The following is a 17,680-nucleotide window of genomic DNA, read 5'->3' on the forward strand; positions in this document are numbered from 1 at the left end:
ACCTGGAAAACCGGACCGGAGTTCGGCCCTGAAATTTACACCACCTTGACGGACGCTATCATGCCGCTGCGGCCAACGTTGGCCGCAGGCCGCTGCGCCATGCTTAGGACGTGTTCACGATCTCGCGCGCTCACGCGAGACAAGGCGAAAACGGCTGAGGAAGCGGAGTTTACAAGTCGTAAATGAGCATTCCGAAGGCGTACTCACCGTGTAACGTTTCACGAAGCGCAGCAGATCGTGAACCCGTTCTTACTGCTGTTCCAGCTTCAGGATGGCATCCAGTTCCCTGTCTACCGCGCGCATTTTTTCGTACAGCGCCTCGGTCTGGCCCAGCATCTCGTCCACGCGCAGCTTGCTGTCCTGCGACGTGCCGGCCAGTTGCTGCAGGGTATCGACCACCTTGCCCATTTCGCTGGCAAAACCGCTGACCTGGCTGCCCATGCCGCGCACGTCGCCACCGATACCGCGCACACCGTTCATCACGTTGTCCACCGCGCCGCCGGTCGCATCCAGGTTCGCCTGCGTGGTATTGGCCAGCTTGCGCACCTCGTCGGCAACCACGGCAAAGCCGCGCCCGGCTTCGCCGGCACGGGCGGCCTCGATGGCCGCGTTCAGCGCCAGCAGGTTGGTCTGTTCCGCAATCTTCTTGATCATCTGCATCACGTCGCCGATCTGCTGCGCATCCTTTTCCAGCAGGGTAATGCGCTCGGTTACGGTGCCGGCGGTCTGCGCCCCGCGGTTGATCTCGCTGCCGAAGTTGCGGATATCGTTTTCGATCACGCCCAGATGCGATACCAGCCCGGTCGTGGTGTCGCGAAACAGCGGCAGGCTGTCCATCAGCTGGGCGGCAAAGCGCTTGTAACCGTTCAGCTCGGCGATGACGCGGCTCTTCATTTCGCCGATCATGCGCGCGCGTTCCAGCTCGCGCCGGTAGAAGTAGGTCTTGAAGCTGGCGTAATGCACCGGGAAGCGATCGACAAAATCGTCCTTGAACCCCTCTTGTGCCGGATAGAAGAAGATCGCGGTCAGGGTCTGGTTGATGTTGACGCCCAGCAGTTCGCCGAAAGTGGAAAAGCCGGCGGTGGGAATATTGCCGTACACATTGGCGCGGCCCAGTGCGCCGGCGTTGTTGAGGCGGCGCAGGATGCAGTCGTTGAGGATGCCGCCCACCGGTTGCGGCTTGCCGCGGCTGAACTGCCCGAAATCGCGCGCGGTACGCTCGGCCAGGTCCACACTGCGCAGCAGGTGCAGCTGCTCGCCAAAGGCCAGGTCGCAGGCGAATTGCAGGTAGCCGGCCTCCTGGTTGATGTCCAGCACCGAGCGCACGAAGTGTTCGCCGCTGATCTTGATGCCGAAGCTGTGGCTTTGCAGCTTGTCGCCCAGCTGGCTGCGCTCGCAACGGAAGTGCCCGGCCAGCGCATCCAGCACGCTGCGGATCTCGCCGGTTTTTTCGTTCAGTACCGAATAGACCCGGCGCAGCTCGGTGCTGGCCTCGGCAATGATAAAGCTGGTGCCGGTGTCTTCGAAGTTCTGGCTCTTGAAAATGCCGTAGCGGTATGCGGGGGCCAGCTTGATGAAGGCGAAGACGGCATGACCGTCGCGCACCTGCTGGCCGTCGTACAGCCGCGTCATCGAGAAATCCAGCGGCCCGCCGGCCGAACCGCCGACAAACAGGTACGGCAGCTTGCCGGATTCGTACAGCGCCTCCAGCAGATAGCTTTCGCTGTTGGACAGGCCGTCCACCAGGGTCAGCACGAAGCCTTCGTCATGGCGCATGGCAAACGGCAGCGAGATGCGCGCCACGCTGTCCTGCAGCCTGGCGATGCGCTCGGCATGGTTTAGCACCGGGTTGCCGGCCTTGATGTCATCGCAGGCGAGCGGTACCGCCGAGACCTGTACATCCGACACCAGCTCGCGGTCAAACAGCTGGAACACCATGCTTTGCCACTGGCCGTTTGCCGGCAGGTACAGGCTGTCGCCGGACCCGGTGCTGCACAGCTCGCCGGCGGTAGTGGTCAGTACCATCCTGGCCTGCGGAAAATGACGGGCGATGGTGCGGCCAAGCTGCTCAAGGTTGGCCGCAGGGTTGACATAGCCCAGCACCAGACGGACGTCGTTGCTGGCGGCGGCGGCTAGTGCCTGCTCATGGCCCTGGTTGTCGGTACGGATATTCTGCAGTGGCGGCCGTGTCTGCTTGCCGGCCTGGGCTGCCTGACCTGGGGTTTTCTTCTTGAAGAACAACATAGTGACTCCACCGGTTGGGCTGTTGTAAGCGTTATCGGCCAAGTATCGGAGCGTATCCGTTTCTTTACAAACAATGCCGGCGGTTTTGCCGGCACGCGTTGCCATTTGCGACGGCATTTGCGACAGCGGCTGCCGCATGACGGGCAAAAAAACGGCTGCCGATGTCATGCGACATCGGCAGCCCGGAAGTGGCAGGCAAGGGCACCATAGCCGGGAGGAGGGTAGCTGATGCGGAGCCAGACCCTGCCTGCCAGGACAACACGGCCGGACGGCAGTCCGGCCGGACACCACACTTACATCGCGCCGCGGAAAATGGCCTCGATCTCGGTCTGGCTGGCCGGACGCGGGTTGGTCAGGCCGCAGGCATCCTTCAGCGCGTTGGCGGCCAGGGTCGGGATATCGGCATGGCGCACGCCCAGCTGGGTCAGGCCGGCCGGGATGCCGACATCGGCAGCCAGGCGGCGGATGGCAGACAGGCACACTTCGGCACCGGCGGCATCATCCAGCCCGGCCACATCCTCGCCCATTGCACACGCCACCTCCGCCAGCCGCGCGGCACTGACTTCGGCATTGAATGCCTCGACATGCGGCAACAGCACCGCATTGCACACGCCGTGCGGCAGGTCGTAGAAGCCGCCCAGCTGGTGCGCCATCGCGTGCACATAGCCCAGCGACGCGTTATTGAACGCCATGCCGGCAAGGAACTGGGCATAGGCCATCTGTTCGCGGGCGTGCAGGTCCTGGCCGTTGCGCACCGCGGTACGCAGGTTGGCCGCAATCAGCGTTACCGCCTGCAAGGCGCAGGCATCGGTGATCGGGGTGGCGGCGGTGGACACATAGGCCTCGATGGCGTGCGTCAGTGCGTCCATGCCGGTGGCGGCGGTCAGTGCCGCCGGCTTGGCCAGCATCAGCGAAGCGTCGTTGACCGACAGGATGGGCGTCACGTTGCGGTCGACGATGGCCATTTTGATGTGGCGTGCCTCGTCGGTGATGATGCAGAAGCGTGTCATCTCGCTGGCGGTGCCGGCGGTGGTATTGATGGCGATCAGCGGCAGCTGCGGCTTGGCCGACTTGTCGACGCCTTCGTAGTCGCCGATATGGCCGCCGTTGGTGGCCACCAGCGCGATGCCCTTGGCACAGTCGTGCGGCGAACCGCCACCCAGCGAGATCACGCAATCGCAGCACTTGTCGCGCAGCAGGGCAAGGCCGGCCTCGACGTTGCCAACTGTCGGGTTGGGCTGTGCGCCATTGAAAATGGTGGCCTGGATATCCTGCGCCAGCAACAGCGCGGCGACCTTGGCCGCCACGCCGGCACGCGCCAGCCCGGCGTCGGTGACGATCAGCGCGTGGCGGAAGCCGTAGCCGCGAATCGCCTGCATCGCATCGTTCAGGCAACCGTCGCCGATCAGGTTGACCGGCGGAATGAAGAAGGTAGTAGTAGTCATGACAATCCCTTTAATCTTGATCTGCACGCCGCAAGATAGCGGCCTGGATGACGGTTAACCCAGCCCCGGCGCGGCATGCATGCCGCGCCGGAACACAGGCCAGATGCTGCTGCCGCGCGGCGACGGCTCCCCGCCGCCACGGGCCGGACCCGGTCTCAGAAGAAACCGAGCTTGTCCTCGCTGTAGCTGACCAGCAGATTCTTGGTCTGCTGGTAGTGGTCAAGCATCATCTTGTGGGTTTCACGACCGATGCCGGATTCCTTGTAGCCGCCGAAGGCGGCGTGCGCCGGGTAGGCGTGGTAGCAGTTGGTCCACACGCGGCCGGCTTGGATGGCGCGGCCCATGCGGTAGGCGATATTGCCGTTGCGGGTCCACACGCCAGCGCCGAGGCCGTACACCGTGTCGTTGGCAATGGCCAGCGCTTCGGCTTCGTCCTTGAAGGTGGTCACGGCCAGCACCGGGCCGAAGATTTCTTCCTGGAAGATGCGCATCTTGTTGTGGCCCTTGAACAGGGTCGGCTGGATGTAGTAGCCGCCGGACAGTTCGCCGCCGAGCTGGGCGCGGTCGCCACCGATCAGCACTTCGGCGCCTTCCTGCTTGCCGATGGCCAGGTACTGGGTGATCTTGTCGATCTGCATCTGCGAGGCCTGGGCGCCGATCATCGTCTCGGTATCGAGCGGCGAACCCTGCTTGATGGCGGCGACGCGCTTCAGGGCACGCTCCATGAACTTGTCGTAGATCGATTCCTGGATCAGCGCACGGCTCGGGCAGGTGCAGACTTCGCCCTGGTTGACGGCGAACATCACGAGACCTTCGATGGCCTTGTCGAGGAAGGCGTCATCCTTGTCCATCACGTCCTCGAAGAAGATGTTGGGCGACTTGCCGCCCAGTTCCAGCGTGGCCGGGATCAGGTTGGCGGCGGCAGCCTGGGCGATGACGCGGCCGGTGGCGGTGGAGCCGGTGAAGGCGATCTTGGCGATGCGCCTGGAGGTGGCCAGCGGCATGCCGGCTTCGCGGCCGAAGCCGTTGACGATGTTGAGCACGCCCGGCGGCAGCAGGTCGGCGATCAGCTCGGCCAGGATCAGGATCGACAGCGGCGTCGATTCGGCCGGCTTCAGCACCACGCAGTTGCCGGCGCCGATGGCCGGGGCCAGCTTCCACGCCGCCATCAGGATCGGGAAGTTCCACGGAATGATCTGGCCGACAACGCCCAGCGGCTCATGGATGTGATAGGCGACGGTGTTCTCGTCGATTTCCGAGATGCTGCCTTCCTGGGCGCGCAGGCAGCCGGCGAAGTAGCGGAAATGGTCGATGGCGAGCGGCATATCGACGTTCAGGGTTTCGCGGATCGGCTTGCCGTTGTCGAAGGTTTCGACGGTGGCCAGCGTGTGCAGGTGCTGCTCCATGCGGTCGGCAATCTTCAACAGGATATTGGCGCGGGTCGCCGCATCGGTCTTGCCCCACGTCGGGAAGGCCGCGTGGGCGGCGTCCAGCGCCAGCTCGATGTCGGCCTCGTCGGAGCGGGCGATCTCGCACAGCGCCTTGCCGGTGACCGGGGTCAGGTTTTCGAAGTAGCGTCCATTGACCGGCGGCAGCCAGCGGCCACCAATGAAGTTGTCGTAGCGGGATTTCAAATTCAGGCCGTACTGGGCCGGGGTAATGGTGCTCATCTTCTCTCTCCTGTGGTCTTGGCTCACCTCAAGCGGGTGTGACTGCAACAGTGCACGGTGCGTGCCAGCATTTTCCGATGCTGCGCCGCAACGTGCGGCCAACCTTGCCGCAACGGCCACCACCGCGTGCCGATGCTGCATTGCGCCATCGGTACTGTTTTTTTAACGCTTGTTCGCCAGCGCCAGCCGCGCATAATCGGTTCATCGAATCCATTGTCGCTGTCGCAGCCTGACACAACTGTCGCGACACACTGACACAAGCCGGAGCCGCCATGTCATCCTTGCCGCTAGCCGAAATCCGCCGCCGCTTTTTCGAGGGCGAAACCCTGCCCGACAACAGCGTACCCGGCCCCATCCTGCACTCGTGGCGGCGCTGCCTCGGCCTCGGCCTGTCCGCGGCGCGGCTGCGGCTGCCGGACAAGCTGGATGCCGCCGGCCTCGGCAGCCGGCAGCAGGAAAACGCCGGCTGGCTGCAGCTGGCGCGGCCGGCGATCGACGCGCTGTTCGACAGCGTGGTCGACGACGGCCACGTGGTGATCGTCGCCGACCGCCACGGCGTGATCCTGGACCAGATGGGGCACCCGGCCTTTCTCGACCGCGCCGAGCGGGTGGCGCTGCTGCCGGGCATGGACTGGCGCGAGGACGTGCGCGGCACCAATGCCATCGGCACCGCGCTGGTGCTCGGCGGCCCGGTGCGGGTACGCGGCAGCGAGCACTACCTGGAGCGCAACCGCCAGCTGTCGTGCACCGCCGGCGCCATCGTCAGCCCGCAGGGCGAGCTGCTGGGCGTGGTCGATGTCTCCGGCCTGCCGCGCAAGCTGGGCGACGCGCAGCAGCAGCAAGTACAGGCGGCGGTGCGCCACATCGAGCAGCGCCTGTTCGACGAGCAGGCCGCCACGCTGTTCGAGCTGCGCTTCGCCCCCGATGCCGCCACGCTGACCACGCCGCGCTGCGGCCGCCTCGGCTTCGACGACGACGGCGTGCTGCGTGCGGCCAACCGCGCCGCGCTCTCGGCGCTGGGGCTGGACTGGCCGGCGCTGGGCGTCAGCCGCTTTGCCGCACTGGCCGGACAGAGCCTGGAACACTGGCTCAGCCGCCACGGCATCGGCACTGCCTCGCTGCGCCACGGCGGCCAGCTGTATTCGGCGCAGCTGCTGCCGCCGCGCCCGCCGGCCGCAGCACACATGCCGGCGGATGGCGTGCCCCCCGCTGCGCGCGCCGCACGGCCTGCGGATGCCAAGGTTGGCCGCCACGACGCCGGCGCACTGCCGGACGGGCTGCTGCAGCGTGGGCAACGGCTGCTGGAGGCCGACATCCCGGTGCTGATCCTGGGCGAAACCGGCGTCGGCAAGGAGCGTTTCGTGCAGGCGCTGCACGCCGCCAGCAGCCGCGCCGGCGCGCCGCTGGTGGCGGTCAACTGCGCGGCGATTCCGGAGGGGCTGATCGAGGCCGAGCTATTCGGCTACGAGGAGGGCGCCTTTACCGGCGCGCGCAAGCAGGGCGCCCGTGGTCGCCTGCGCGAGGCCGACGGCGGCATCCTGTTCCTCGACGAGATCGGCGACATGCCGGCCAGCCTGCAGGCACGGCTGCTGCGCGTGCTGCAGGAACGGCTGGTGGTGCCACTGGGTGGCGGCATCGGCCAGAAGGTGGACGTGCGCATCGTCGCCGCCACCCACCGCAACCTGGAGCACGAAGTCGCCGCCGGCCGCTTCCGCGCCGACCTCTACTACCGCCTCGGCCACTATCCGCTGCGCCTGCCGCCGCTGCGCGAGCGCGGCGACGTGGCGCAGATTGCGGCCAACCTGCTGGCGCAGCACGGCGGCGCGCGCCGTGGCGTCACGCTGTCGGCGGCGCTGGCCGACTTCATCCGCCGCTACCCGTGGCCGGGCAACCTGCGCCAGCTCGACAACCTGCTGAAGACACTGCTGGCGCTGGTCGACGACGGCACATTGCTGACACCTGCCCACCTGCCGGATACCCTGCGCGAACCGCAGCAGGCCGAACCGGCTCCGGACAACAGCCAGCTGACCCGGCTGCTGCAACAGCACGGCGGCAACGCCAGCGCTGCCGCACGCGCGCTGGGCATCAGCCGCAGCACCTTCTACCGCCGCCTGCGCCAGGGCTGAAACCGGCGCAGCGGCATCGGCAACCGCAAACGGGCCAGCCCCGGCATCAGGAGTACCACGCATGGAAGCAAGACTGAGCTTTGTCACCCTCGGTGTCGCCGATCTGGCACGCGCCACCGCCTTCTACCGCGACGTGCTGCAGCTGCCGCAGATCGCGATGCCGGACGGCGCCGGCGTCGCCTTCTTCGAACTCGGCCACACCTGGCTGTCACTGTATCCGCGCGCAGCGCTGGCTGCCGATGCCGGCGTGGCGGACAGCCCGCCGGCGGCGTTTCCCGGCTTTGCGCTGGCGCACAATGTGCGTAGCGCGCAACAGGTGGACGCGCTGCTGGCCAAGGTCGCCGCGCGCGGCGGCCGCATCGTCAAGCCGGCGCAGGACGCGTTCTGGGGCGGGCGCAGCGGCTACTTCGCCGACGCCGACGGCTTCCTGTGGGAAGTGGCGTGGAACCCCGACTTCCCGCACGTCTGAACCCGCGCCCGCGGCCAACGTTGGCCGCGGCAGGCTTCTGCCTGCATTGTCCGGCAATTGCCGGATTCGTGTCGTCATTGTTGCCGCCGTGTTGCCGACTGTGACCGGCGGAAACGAAAGTACCGCAATGCGACAACAGCAGCATGCTTGAATGGTGCGGTCTGCCACTGCCCGGACCCGAGCCATGAACCGTGTCGCCTCCCTGCTGTTGACGCTGCCACTGCTGGCAGCCTGCACCACGCCATCGGTGGTACAGCTGCCGACCAGCAGCTACCCGCAATTGCGGCCGCTGCTGACACAGGACAGCGGCGGCGGCATCTTCAATCCGGCCACCGCGCGGCTGTTCTTCGAGACCCAGATCGCCAAGCACGTCGGCGACAGCATCGTGGTCACCATCGAGGAGGACGTCAGCAGCAGCAGCAGCCGGCAGCTGAACGACAAGGCCAGCGGCGCCACCAGCATCAAGGGCCCCGGCGCGCTGCACACCATGCCGGGGCTGATCAAGCAGCTGTTCGAGGTCGAGGTCGATTCCGACTACAGCATCAACGACAGCGGCCAGAGCAGCGTCAAGAACAGCAACAAGGTCAACGGCAACGTCATGGTGTCGGTGCTGGACGTGCTGCCCAACGGCTATCTGGTGGTCGGCGGCGACAAGGCGGTGCTGGTCAACGGCAAGCAGAGCGTGCTGCGCTTCTCCGGCATCGTCGATGGCAATCACATCCTGCCCGGCAACCGCATCTCGTCGAAGTACGTGATCAACGCGCGGCTGGACCAGGTCAACCAGAACCTGCCGCTGGACGCCGGCGTGCTGGCGTGGGTGCAGTTGCTGTTCGGTGCCGCGATCAACCTGTACTGAGCACAAGGTTGGCCGCAGCCCTAGCGCGCGTCGCGCGGGCCGCCACCGCTGAACAGCAGCTGGTCGATCAGGAAGATCAGCTTGGCCTCGGTGCTGGCCCACTTGTCGAAGCCGAGGCGGCGCGGCTCGTACTCCACCTTGGCCAGCACGTTGCCGTCCTTGCGCAGCGCCAGCGTGGCGTGGCTCATGTAGGCAAAATCCTGTTCCCAGGCGCGGCTGGCGGTGTAGCTGAGCACCACGCAGCCGGCGGGCAGGGTGCCTGGCGCGTACACCTGGCTGGCCACGCCGCGGCGGCGCAGGCCGTCCTCCACCACGCGCAGGAAGTCCGGCACCGTCACCCGCTCGTTCCACTCGATGCACAGCTGCGGGTAGGGTGCCAGCCGCCACTCGCTGGCCTGGCGTTCCTTTTCCGCCATGGCCTGCATCTCGGTGGCGGTGGAAAAGCCGAAGGTGAACACCTCGCGCACCGGGTTGGGCAGCGCCTGGACGGTGATGCAGCCGCCGAGGCTGGCGCAGGCCAGCAGCAGGCCGAGGCGGACGAAGGGCGGGCAGGAGTGGGGCATGGGGACGGCCGCGCGGCGCGGCATGAGGGAGAGCCAGCCGGCAGTCTACGCGCGGCGATGTAGCGGGCAGTTTGCCGCTTTGTATCCATTCCCGTACACAACGCACACACCGGCGTTGCAGCCGCTGTTTAAGCTGGCGCGATCGAGTTCCGGCGCAGGCCCTGACCCCATGATCTCCAGCAGTCCCGCCCTTACCGTCGCCCCCGGCGCCGCGCCTGCCATGCTGCACGTGCTGGTGGTGGACGACGACGAAGACATCCGCAGCCTGATCTGCCAGTACCTGCACGGCTACGCAATGAGCTGCGTCGGCGTCGGCGATGGCCGCGCCATGCGCGAGGCGATGGCCAGCCGCCCGTTCGACGTCATCGTGCTCGACCTGATGCTGCCCGGCGAAAGCGGGCTGACGCTGTGCAAGGAGATCCGCAGCCAGTCCGCGGTGCCGATCCTGATGATCAGCGCCCACGGCGAGCCGATCGAACGCATCATCAGCCTGGAAGTGGGCGCCGACGACTTCGTCAGCAAGCCGTTCGACATCCGCGAGCTGGTGGCGCGCATCCACTCGGTGCTGCGCCGCACCCAGGCCGGGCGCCAGCCGGCCGCCAGCCTCGGCAGCGACAAGCCGCCGCGCCAGATCCAGTTCGGCGACTGGCGGCTCAATGTCGGCCTGCGCCAGCTGCAGGACAAGCAGGGCGTGGTGATCCCGCTGTCCAACGCCGAATTCCGCCTGCTGTCGGTGCTGCTGCAGCGGCCGCGCACCATCCTCGACCGCGAGCTGCTGCTGGACCTGACCCGCGGCTGCACCGTCGACGCCTTCGACCGCAGCATCGACATCCTGATCTCGCGCCTGCGCCACAAGCTGCAGGACGACCCGCGCAACCCGCGCCTGATCCGCACCGTGCGCGGCGAGGGCTATATCCTGGACGCGGCGACCAGCTGCCTGTGAATCATGCGGCCAACGTTGGCCGCATCAGCCCAGCACCCTGCGCGCCGCCACGTCACCCCACCACGCCGCCTCCTCGAACAGCGACAGGCCGGACAAATCCGCATGCGCGAACAGGATGGGGCCGTCGACGGCGCGCAAGGCGGCCAGGCCGGCGTTGGCCAGAAAGCCCGGCTGCGGGCTGGCCATGGCGTGGGCGCGCACGGTGAGGCGGGCGGCCAGCAGGTGGCGGCGCAGGCGCGCGCCGTACACGGTGTACAGGTCCTGCATCGCCTGCGCAAACAAATCGTCGGCGCTGGCTGCGGCCAACCATTGCCGGCGGGCGGCCGGGTCGGCCTCGGCAAAGGCGTGGTAGGTGGTGAACACGGTGCGCTCGGGCAGCGCGGCGCGGATCAGCTGGTGGGTGGCCACCACGTAGCCCAGGCTCGCGCTACCGTACACCACATTGTCCCAGGCCAGCGGTGACGTTTCGGGCTCTTTCGGGAAGCGGTCCAGCAGCACATTGCCCACCAGCCACGGCGCGCGCGGCGGCAGGTGCGCGCGCTGAAAACCCAGCCCGGCCAGCGGCAGCAGCAGGTGCCAGGCGACGTGCAGCGGCGTGGCCACGATCACGCGCCGCGCCAGCAGCCGCTGCGCGCCGCCGGTATCGATGTAGTCCACCTGCACCTGCCGGCCCTGCTGCCGGATGCGCCAGGCGGCGCCGGGAAGCTGCCGTTCGGCGCCGATGCGCACGCGCATATGGCGCAGCAGCGGGTTCAGCCCGTCCGGCCAGGTGAGCACCGCGCCGTCTTCGGCGTTGGCCGCCTGGCCGCCGCGGGCGGCAAAGTAGTGCAGGCCGGCCCAGGCCGAGGTGTGCGCCAGCGTGCTGCCGTAGTCGTCGCGGCAGCAGTAGTCCAGGTACCACAGCAGGCCGGGCGCGGTGTAGCCGTGCGCCGCCAGCCAGGCGGCAAAGCTTTGCTGATCGAGCGCACGCCAGGCCGGGTCGGTTGAGGCCAGCGCGGTGGGCACGGTGAACACGCGCCGGCCGTCGGCGCCGTGCTGTTGCTGCAATTGTTTCACGTGAAGCAGGAAGCGCCGCTGCTGCGCGTCGTCGTCGGCGCCGAGGCCGCGCGGCAGCAGGCCGTCCTGCCACTGGCCGTCGCGCCACAGCCGCTCGTCCGGCGCGTGCACCAGCACCCGCTCGTCAAAGGTTGGCCGCAGGCTGTCGCCGCCGGCCTCGATCACGCCCATCTCGGCCAGCAACTCGCGCACGTGCACCGACTCGGGCGAGGGCAGCGGCAGGTAGTGCGCGCCGGTGGGGTAGCGCCACTCGCCGAAGGCACCGCCGGCGGCGTTGCCGTCCGGTTCCGGCCCGTTCAGCAGCACGAAGTCGCGGTAGCCCTCGCGCGCCAGCCGCCAGCCGGCAAACAGGCCGGCCACGCCGCTGCCGACGATGACGGTATCCACGCGGCGCGTGCCGCGCGGCGGCGGCAACGCGCTGGCGTCGCGCAGGCGGTGGCCGGCGGCCATGCCGGGGCGCAGCACCTCGATCGGCAGGCCCCAACCCAGTACCTGCCGGCAACCACTCAGCAAGGGCAGGCCGGCCAGCGCGGCGGCGATGCGCAGGAAATCGCGCCGTTGCATCTAGCGGATCACCTGCGACCAGTCCTGCTCGAAGTAGTGCACCAGGCGCTGGTCATTGAGCTGGTTGGGTGCCACCCGCCACGGCCGCATGTCGGGCGGGAAGAAGAACATCTGCCGCGTGGCCTCGCGGTCGAGGAAGGTCAGCGGCACGCGGTAGGCCTGCGGCGGCGTGTAGCCGGGGTGGTGGGCGGCGAGGATGAAGCCCCACTCGCCGAAGGACGGCACGTAGGCGTGGTAGGGCGTGGTGGCCAGCCCGGCCGCCTGCAGCGTGGCGTTGATGCTCCAGTACGAGCGCGGCGCGTGGTAGGGCGAGGTCGACTGCACCACCACCAGCCCGTTGTCGGCCAGATGGCGCGACAGCAGCCGGTACATCGGCACCGAGTACAGCTTGCCCAGCGCAAAGCTGGACGGATCGGGAAAGTCGACGATGATGGCGTCGAACACCTCGCCATTGTGCTCCAGCCAGCGCGCGGCGTCGTCGTTGACCACGCGCAGACGCGGGTTCCTGAGCGAGCCGCCGTTGAGCGCCGTCAGCGGCGCCGAGCGCGCGAACAGGCCGGTCATCGCCGGGTCCAGGTCCACCAGCGTGATGTGCTGCACATTGCGGTATTTCAGCACCTCGCGCGCCGCCAGGCCGTCGCCGCCGCCCAGGATCAGCACCCGCCGCGCCCACGGCAGCGCGCCCAGCACCGGGTGCACCAGCGCCTCGTGGTAGCGGTGCTCGTCGCGGCTGGAAAACTGCAGGTTGCCGTTGATGTACAGGCGCAGGTCGCCCTTCCAGCGCGTCAGCACCAGGCGCTGGTAGGGCGTGGTTTCGGCGTGGATCACGTCGTCGCCGTAGATGGCCTTCTCGTTCCATTGCGTCAGCTCGTCGGCGGCGATGAAGCCGCCCCCCAGCACCAAGAGCACCAGCAGGCTGCGCAGGTACTGCAAGGTTGGCCGCAACAGCTCGCCGCGGAACACGCGGCAGGTCCACAGCGCCACCGCCACATTGGACAGGCCGAACAGCAGCGCCGAGCGCGCCAGGCCCAGCCGCGGCGCCAGCACGATGGGGAACAAGAGCGACACCGCCAGTGCGCCGAGGTAATCGAAGGTGAGCACGCGGCTGACCAGCTCGGCGAAGCGCTGCTGGCGCTGGTTCAGCGCGCGCATCACCAGCGGAATCTCCATGCCCACCATGGCGCCGGTGAGGAACACCAGCGCGTACAGGGTGAGGCGGAACGATTCGCCACTCCAGGCAAACACCGCGAACAGCGTGCTGGCCGACAGCCCGCCCAGCAGCGCCACCAAGAGCTCGATCTCGATGAAGGTGTCCAGCACGCGCTCGTCTTTTACGTACTGCGACAGGTGCGAGCCGACGCCCATGGCAAACAGGTAGCAGCCGATGATGGACGAGAACTGCAGCACCGAGTCGCCCAGCAGGTAGCTGGCCAGCGCGCCGGCGATCAGCTCGTAGGCGAGGCCGCAGGATGCCACCACAAAAACGGACAGGATAAGCAGACGATCGCGCATGCCGGCACTCATGAAACGTGGGTAGAATGGCCATTATTGCCCAAGCCTGCCAAGGACGCTGCACATGTCGACTGCCTTCCTGCCTGCCCTGTTGGCCTACCTGTCCTATGTCGGCAGCGGCGCCTTGCTGCTGGCGCTGTTCACCATGCTGTACTGCCGCGTGACGCCGCTGAACGAGATGCAGCTGATCCGCCAGCACAACCAGGCGGCGGCGCTGTCCTTCGGCGGCGCGCTGCTGGGCTTCTCGCTGACACTGGCCTCCAGCGCCTGGCACCTGAACACCCTGCACAGCTTCCTGCTGTGGGGCGTGTTGGCGCTGCTGGTGCAGATCGTGGTGCACATGCTGCTGTCGCGCTGCGTGCGCGACCTGCAGCAGGCGCTGCAGGACAACAACACCGCGATGGGCCTCTTGGCCGGCAGCGTGCAGCTGGCGGTGGGCGTGCTCAACGCCGGCAGCCTGTCCTGATCCCGCCTGCCGCAGGCGGCCCGCACTGCGGCCAACCTTGATGGAGTCTTCGCCATGAGTCTGTTTTCCTTCATTTCCAAGCAGTTCATCGACATCCTGGAATGGCAGGAGGAGGGCGACGGCGTGCTGGCCTGGCGCTACCCGATGCAGGACAACGAAATCCAGTACGGCGCCAGCCTGACGGTGCGCGAATCGCAGATGGCGGTGTTCATCAACGAGGGCAAGATCGCCGACGTGTTCGGCCCCGGCATGTACAAGCTCACCACCCAGACGCTGCCGGTGCTCACCTACCTGCAGCACTGGGACAAGCTGTTCGAATCGCCGTTCAAGTCCGACCTGGTGTTCTTCAGCACCCGCCTGCAGCTGGGCCGCAAGTGGGGCACGCCGCAGCCGGTGACGCTGCGCGACAAGGACTTCGGCATGGTGCGCCTGCGCGCCTTCGGCATCTACAGCTACCGCATCACCGACCCCAAGCTGTTCTACGGCGAGGTCAGCGGCACCCGCGACAGCTACACCGTGGACGATCTGGAGCAGCAGCTGCGCAACCAGGTGGTCGCCACCATGGCCAGCACCCTGGGCGGCAGCGCCGTGCCCTTCCTGGACATGGCGGCCAACCAGGGCCTGATGGCCGACACCATCAAAACGGCGCTGCTGCCGGTGTTCGCGCGCTACGGCGTGGCGCTGGACAGCTTCGCGGTGGAGAACATCTCGCTGCCGGAAGAGCTGCAGAAGGCCATCGACAAGCGCATCGCGATGGGCATGGCGGGCGACCTCGGCCAGTACACCCGCTACCAGGCGGCGGAAGCCATCCCGCTGGCGGCGCAGAACGAGGGCGGCCTGGCCGGCATCGGCGCCGGCCTGGCCGCCGGGGTCGGCGTCGGCCAGATCATGACCCAGGCCATGCAGCAGACGCTGCAGCCGGCGGCTGCCGCCCCCGCCGCCGACGCCCCCGCCGCCGACGCCCCCGCCGTGCCGCCCGCCGATGCCGGCGACAGCCCGCAGGCCAAGCTGGCGCAGCTCAAGGCGCTGCTGGATGGCGGCCTGATCACCCAGACCGACTACGATACGGCCAAGGCCGACGTATTGAAGAAGCTGGTGGGCTGAGCATGATCAACCAGCCTGCGGCCAACCCTGCCTGATGTACCGCGTCGCCTGCCCCGCCTGCGGCGCCGAAGTGCGCTTCCACGCCACCAGCTCGGTGCTGGCGGTGTGCCCGTATTGCCAGAGCACCCTGCTGCGCGATGCGGACAGCGTGCGCGACATCGGCAAGATGGCCGCGCTGCTGGATGACTACTCGCCGCTGCAGATCGCCAGCGCAGGCATCTGGCACGGCCGCCAGTTCACCGTGGTGGGCCGCATCCAGCTGGCCTTTGATGCCGGCAGCTGGAACGAGTGGCACGTGCTGTTCGACGACGGCGAAAGCGCCTGGCTGGCGGAAAGCGTCGGCCAGTACGTGCTGACCCGGGCGCAGGGCAGGAGCGACACGGCCCCGCCTTTCGACCAGCTGCGCGCCGGCCAGGGCTGGCAGCAGGACAACCGCCACTTCATTTTCAGCGACATCCGCCAGGCGCGCTGCGTCGCCGGCGAGGGCGAACTGCCGCGCCGGCTGCAACCCGGCTACGACGCACCGGTGGCCGACGCCCGCAGCGGCGGCCACTTCCTGACCCTGGACTACAGCGACGGCCCGCCGCCGCAGCTGTATCTGGGCGAGGCCGTCACCCTCAAACAGCTGAACATGCAGCGCCTGCGCGACGAGCGCATGATCGAGGCCGCCACCGGCAAGCTCAAGGGCAGCATGCAGCGGCTGGACTGCCCGCAGTGCGGCGCCGGCCTCGACTACCGTGCCGGCACCGCCACCCACCTCAACTGCCCGGCCTGCGGCAGCGAGGTCGACATCCAGGGCGAGCGCGCCACCGTGCTGCGCCAGCACCAGAGCGTGCAGGGCAGCATGCTGCGCTTTACGCTGGCCAACGGCAGCGAAGCCACCATAGACGGCAAGACCTGGACCATCATCGGCCTGCTGGGCTGGGTGGAAAGCGCGGATCGCGACAGCCGCTGGAACGAGTACCTGCTGTACGAGCCGCAGCAGGGCTTCCGCTGGCTGACCGAAACCGGCGACGGCTGGTGGCTGGGCGCGCTGATGGACGTGTGGGTGGACGAGGCCACCGCGGAGTACGCGCTGTGGGGCAAGCAGCGCTTCGGCGCGCGCTATCCGCCCTACCTGGCCAGGATAGACTATGCCGCCGGCGCCTTCCCGTGGCGCGCCCGTCTCGGCGACAGCGTGATCCTCAACGAATACCAGAGCCGCGACAGCAACACCCTGCTGGCCAGCGAACAGAGCCCGCAGAAGCTCACCTGGAGCAGCAGCCGCAAGGTCAGCGACCAGGACATGGCGCGCTGGTTCGGCAAGGACGCCCCGCTGGTATCGGCCTTCCGCAGCGCGGGCACTGCCGCCGGCAAGGCCGCCTTGCGCCCGCTCGGCTACGGCGCCGTGGCGCTGCTATGGCTGCTCAATGTACCGCTGCTGCTGACCGGCGACAGCAGCGAGATCATCGGCATCTGCTTCATCGCCTCCGTCATCCTGTTGCTGCCGCTGGAAAGCTGACATGAGCCGCCTGACCTATCTGCTGTACTGCGCCGCAATCGTGCTGGTCAGCACGCTGATCAACTACACCGCCAACAGCGACGATGGCGGCAGCTATCGCAGCAGCAGCGGCCATTCTGGCGGCGGTGGCTTCTTCGGCGGCCACAAATGAGCCACCTCGGCGAACACCTGCTGGCCGACCTCTACGACTGCCCGGCGGCCGCGCTGGCCGACGCCGCCGCGGTGGAACGGGCGCTGCATGCCGCCGCCCGTGCCGCCGGCGCGCACGTGCTGGCCGGCCACTTCCACCATTTCGGCCCCGGCCAGGGCGTCACCGGCGTGCTGCTGCTGGCCGAGTCGCACATCAGCATCCACACCTGGCCGGAACACGGCTACGCCGCCGTCGACCTGTTCCTGTGCGGCCAGGCCGCGCATCAGGCCGCGCTGGCGGTGCTGCAACAGCGGCTGCAGGTTGGCCGCATCGAACAGCGCTGCGTGGCGCGTGGCAATGTTGGGGAAACGGCTCCCGTCAGACATGCGATCTGAAGTCCATCGCAAACGACGATCGCCGATTGACTTTTAGTTAGCATGCATACAATATTGTCATAATGGATATCGACGACAGCTTGGGTTTCCTGCTAAATCGCAGTGCAACAGACATGCGGGCAGCACTCGAAAACCACCTGGCCCCCTATGGTCTCACGGCCCCGCAGTGGGCCGTTATGGCAAGAGTAAGCCACACACCCGGTATCGGCATGACGGAGCTTGCCAGTCAGCTAGGCTACGACAAACCCACAACCAGTGGCATTGTCAGCCGGCTTGAAAAGCGAGAGCTGATTCTCCGGCGCCGGTCAAACTTTGATCAGCGCGCCATAGAACTCTATCTGAGCGATGCCGGTAAAACCTTGTTTGCCGCATTACCGGCCTTGGCACAACACGTCAACGCCAGGGCAGCCCAAGGTTTCAACGAGGGAGAAATCCTGCTGCTGAAAGAGCTGCTGCGCAGAATCCGCCAGAACTTTGCCTGATAGCCTCAAGGCTTGATTAATAGTTTGCATGCTAACAATAGGAAGGATTATGAAAGTACTGAAAACCCTGCTCCTGATTGCACTGGCCGGCTTCCTAGCAGCCTGTCGGACTTGGGCCTGCCCGAAGGCGGAATAGTGAAACGCAGGGCCGTTT

17 protein-coding genes and 1 pseudogene are annotated in these 17,680 nt (G+C 67.3%); 11 read left to right on the forward strand and 7 right to left on the reverse strand.

Annotated features, from left to right (window positions below; all coding sequences use genetic code 11):
- A partial coding sequence (locus tag IE083_RS15865; RefSeq protein WP_229799758.1) for a hypothetical protein occupies positions 1 to 186 on the forward strand: 186 nt, incomplete at its 5' end.
- 63 nt (positions 187 to 249) lie between these two features.
- Here IE083_RS15865 and IE083_RS16065 read toward each other — a convergent pair.
- From IE083_RS16065 to adh, 4 genes and pseudogenes are all read right to left on the reverse strand, one after another.
- The gene (locus tag IE083_RS16065; RefSeq protein WP_373295194.1) at positions 250 to 906 is read right to left on the reverse strand and encodes a methyl-accepting chemotaxis protein; all 657 of its coding nucleotides are present in this window, start codon (positions 904 to 906) and stop codon (positions 250 to 252) included.
- Between the two features lie 159 nt (positions 907 to 1,065).
- Positions 1,066 to 2,412, reverse strand: a pseudogene (locus IE083_RS16070) (FIST signal transduction protein); the annotation flags it as partial.
- Between the two features lie 125 nt (positions 2,413 to 2,537).
- Complete coding sequence (yiaY, locus tag IE083_RS13885; protein WP_189354537.1) at positions 2,538 to 3,689, reverse strand: L-threonine dehydrogenase; 1,152 nt, start codon at positions 3,687 to 3,689, stop codon at positions 2,538 to 2,540.
- A gap of 155 nt (positions 3,690 to 3,844) precedes the next feature.
- Positions 3,845 to 5,359 carry an aldehyde dehydrogenase gene (adh, locus tag IE083_RS13890; protein WP_189354539.1) on the reverse strand — a complete coding sequence of 505 codons (1,515 nt, stop codon included), beginning with the start codon at positions 5,357 to 5,359 and terminating at the stop codon, positions 3,845 to 3,847.
- Between the two features lie 272 nt (positions 5,360 to 5,631).
- Here adh and IE083_RS13895 point away from each other — a divergent pair, with 272 nt between their 5' ends.
- The 3 genes from IE083_RS13895 to IE083_RS13905 all read left to right on the forward strand — a co-directional run bounded on the left by IE083_RS13895 (position 5,632) and on the right by IE083_RS13905 (position 8,810).
- Positions 5,632 to 7,485, forward strand: coding sequence for a sigma-54-dependent Fis family transcriptional regulator (locus tag IE083_RS13895; protein WP_189354541.1), 1,854 nt, complete (start codon positions 5,632 to 5,634; stop codon positions 7,483 to 7,485).
- A 61-nt stretch (positions 7,486 to 7,546) separates the two neighbouring features.
- Positions 7,547 to 7,954, forward strand: a complete 408-nt coding sequence (locus tag IE083_RS13900; RefSeq protein WP_189354543.1) for a VOC family protein — start codon at positions 7,547 to 7,549, stop codon at positions 7,952 to 7,954.
- 184 nt (positions 7,955 to 8,138) lie between these two features.
- Positions 8,139 to 8,810, forward strand: coding sequence for a flagellar basal body L-ring protein FlgH (locus IE083_RS13905; RefSeq protein ID WP_189354545.1), 672 nt, complete (start codon positions 8,139 to 8,141; stop codon positions 8,808 to 8,810).
- 20 nt (positions 8,811 to 8,830) lie between these two features.
- On the opposite strand, the gene IE083_RS13910 is transcribed toward IE083_RS13905, so the two are convergent.
- Positions 8,831 to 9,373, reverse strand: a complete 543-nt coding sequence (locus IE083_RS13910) for a hypothetical protein (protein ID WP_189354546.1) — start codon at positions 9,371 to 9,373, stop codon at positions 8,831 to 8,833.
- 169 nt (positions 9,374 to 9,542) lie between these two features.
- Between IE083_RS13910 and IE083_RS13915 the strand changes: the two genes are divergently transcribed.
- Positions 9,543 to 10,316, forward strand: coding sequence for a response regulator (locus tag IE083_RS13915; protein ID WP_189354548.1), 774 nt, complete (start codon positions 9,543 to 9,545; stop codon positions 10,314 to 10,316).
- A 24-nt stretch (positions 10,317 to 10,340) separates the two neighbouring features.
- Here the strand turns inward: IE083_RS13915 and IE083_RS13920 are convergent, their stop codons facing one another.
- A complete protein-coding gene (locus tag IE083_RS13920) occupies positions 10,341 to 11,936 on the reverse strand; it encodes an NAD(P)-binding protein (protein WP_189354550.1) in 1,596 nt (531 codons plus the stop codon).
- On the reverse strand, positions 11,937 to 13,448 hold the full coding sequence (locus IE083_RS13925; protein WP_189354551.1) for a polyamine aminopropyltransferase: 1,512 nt from the start codon (positions 13,446 to 13,448) through the stop codon (positions 11,937 to 11,939).
- A 64-nt stretch (positions 13,449 to 13,512) separates the two neighbouring features.
- Here IE083_RS13925 and IE083_RS13930 point away from each other — a divergent pair, with 64 nt between their 5' ends.
- The 6 genes from IE083_RS13930 to IE083_RS13955 all read left to right on the forward strand — a co-directional run bounded on the left by IE083_RS13930 (position 13,513) and on the right by IE083_RS13955 (position 17,526).
- A complete protein-coding gene (locus tag IE083_RS13930) occupies positions 13,513 to 13,914 on the forward strand; it encodes a DUF350 domain-containing protein (protein WP_189354553.1) in 402 nt (133 codons plus the stop codon).
- Between the two features lie 60 nt (positions 13,915 to 13,974).
- Positions 13,975 to 15,018 carry an SPFH domain-containing protein gene (locus IE083_RS13935; RefSeq protein WP_229799760.1) on the forward strand — a complete coding sequence of 348 codons (1,044 nt, stop codon included), beginning with the start codon at positions 13,975 to 13,977 and terminating at the stop codon, positions 15,016 to 15,018.
- Positions 15,019 to 15,052: 34 nt separating this feature from the next.
- Entirely contained in the window at positions 15,053 to 16,519 is a 1,467-nt protein-coding gene (locus tag IE083_RS13940; RefSeq protein WP_189354557.1) for a DUF4178 domain-containing protein, read from the forward strand.
- 1 nt (position 16,520) lies between these two features.
- The gene (locus tag IE083_RS13945) at positions 16,521 to 16,670 is read left to right on the forward strand and encodes a hypothetical protein (protein ID WP_189354559.1); all 150 of its coding nucleotides are present in this window, start codon (positions 16,521 to 16,523) and stop codon (positions 16,668 to 16,670) included.
- Positions 16,667 to 17,044, forward strand: a complete 378-nt coding sequence (gene speD / locus IE083_RS13950; protein ID WP_189354560.1) for an adenosylmethionine decarboxylase — start codon at positions 16,667 to 16,669, stop codon at positions 17,042 to 17,044. The genes IE083_RS13945 and speD overlap by 4 nt, the downstream gene beginning before the upstream one ends.
- Before the next feature lie 62 nt (positions 17,045 to 17,106).
- The gene (locus IE083_RS13955; protein ID WP_189354562.1) at positions 17,107 to 17,526 is read left to right on the forward strand and encodes a MarR family winged helix-turn-helix transcriptional regulator; all 420 of its coding nucleotides are present in this window, start codon (positions 17,107 to 17,109) and stop codon (positions 17,524 to 17,526) included.
- Positions 17,527 to 17,680: the final 154 nt, after the last annotated feature.

Origin of the sequence: Vogesella fluminis, assembly GCF_014652335.1 — a bacterium.
GTDB classification, from domain to species: Bacteria; Pseudomonadota; Gammaproteobacteria; order Burkholderiales; family Chromobacteriaceae; genus Vogesella; species Vogesella fluminis.

Bases quoted from the DNA above. Each gene is read 5' to 3' on its own strand.
- IE083_RS16065 (WP_373295194.1), bottom strand. From the start codon at position 906: ATGATCGGCGAAATGAAGAGCCGCGTCATCGCCGAGCTGAACGGTTAC.
- yiaY (WP_189354537.1), bottom strand. From the start codon at position 3,689: ATGACTACTACTACCTTCTTCATTCCGCCGGTCAACCTGATCGGCGAC.
- adh (WP_189354539.1), bottom strand. From the start codon at position 5,359: ATGAGCACCATTACCCCGGCCCAGTACGGCCTGAATTTGAAATCCCGC.
- IE083_RS13895 (WP_189354541.1), top strand. From the start codon at position 5,632: ATGTCATCCTTGCCGCTAGCCGAAATCCGCCGCCGCTTTTTCGAGGGC.
- IE083_RS13900 (WP_189354543.1), top strand. From the start codon at position 7,547: ATGGAAGCAAGACTGAGCTTTGTCACCCTCGGTGTCGCCGATCTGGCA.
- IE083_RS13905 (WP_189354545.1), top strand. From the start codon at position 8,139: ATGAACCGTGTCGCCTCCCTGCTGTTGACGCTGCCACTGCTGGCAGCC.
- IE083_RS13910 (WP_189354546.1), bottom strand. From the start codon at position 9,373: ATGCCCCACTCCTGCCCGCCCTTCGTCCGCCTCGGCCTGCTGCTGGCC.
- IE083_RS13915 (WP_189354548.1), top strand. From the start codon at position 9,543: ATGATCTCCAGCAGTCCCGCCCTTACCGTCGCCCCCGGCGCCGCGCCT.
- IE083_RS13920 (WP_189354550.1), bottom strand. From the start codon at position 11,936: ATGCAACGGCGCGATTTCCTGCGCATCGCCGCCGCGCTGGCCGGCCTG.
- IE083_RS13925 (WP_189354551.1), bottom strand. From the start codon at position 13,448: ATGCGCGATCGTCTGCTTATCCTGTCCGTTTTTGTGGTGGCATCCTGC.
- IE083_RS13930 (WP_189354553.1), top strand. From the start codon at position 13,513: ATGTCGACTGCCTTCCTGCCTGCCCTGTTGGCCTACCTGTCCTATGTC.
- IE083_RS13940 (WP_189354557.1), top strand. From the start codon at position 15,053: ATGTACCGCGTCGCCTGCCCCGCCTGCGGCGCCGAAGTGCGCTTCCAC.
- IE083_RS13945 (WP_189354559.1), top strand. From the start codon at position 16,521: ATGAGCCGCCTGACCTATCTGCTGTACTGCGCCGCAATCGTGCTGGTC.
- speD (WP_189354560.1), top strand. From the start codon at position 16,667: ATGAGCCACCTCGGCGAACACCTGCTGGCCGACCTCTACGACTGCCCG.
- IE083_RS13955 (WP_189354562.1), top strand. From the start codon at position 17,107: ATGGATATCGACGACAGCTTGGGTTTCCTGCTAAATCGCAGTGCAACA.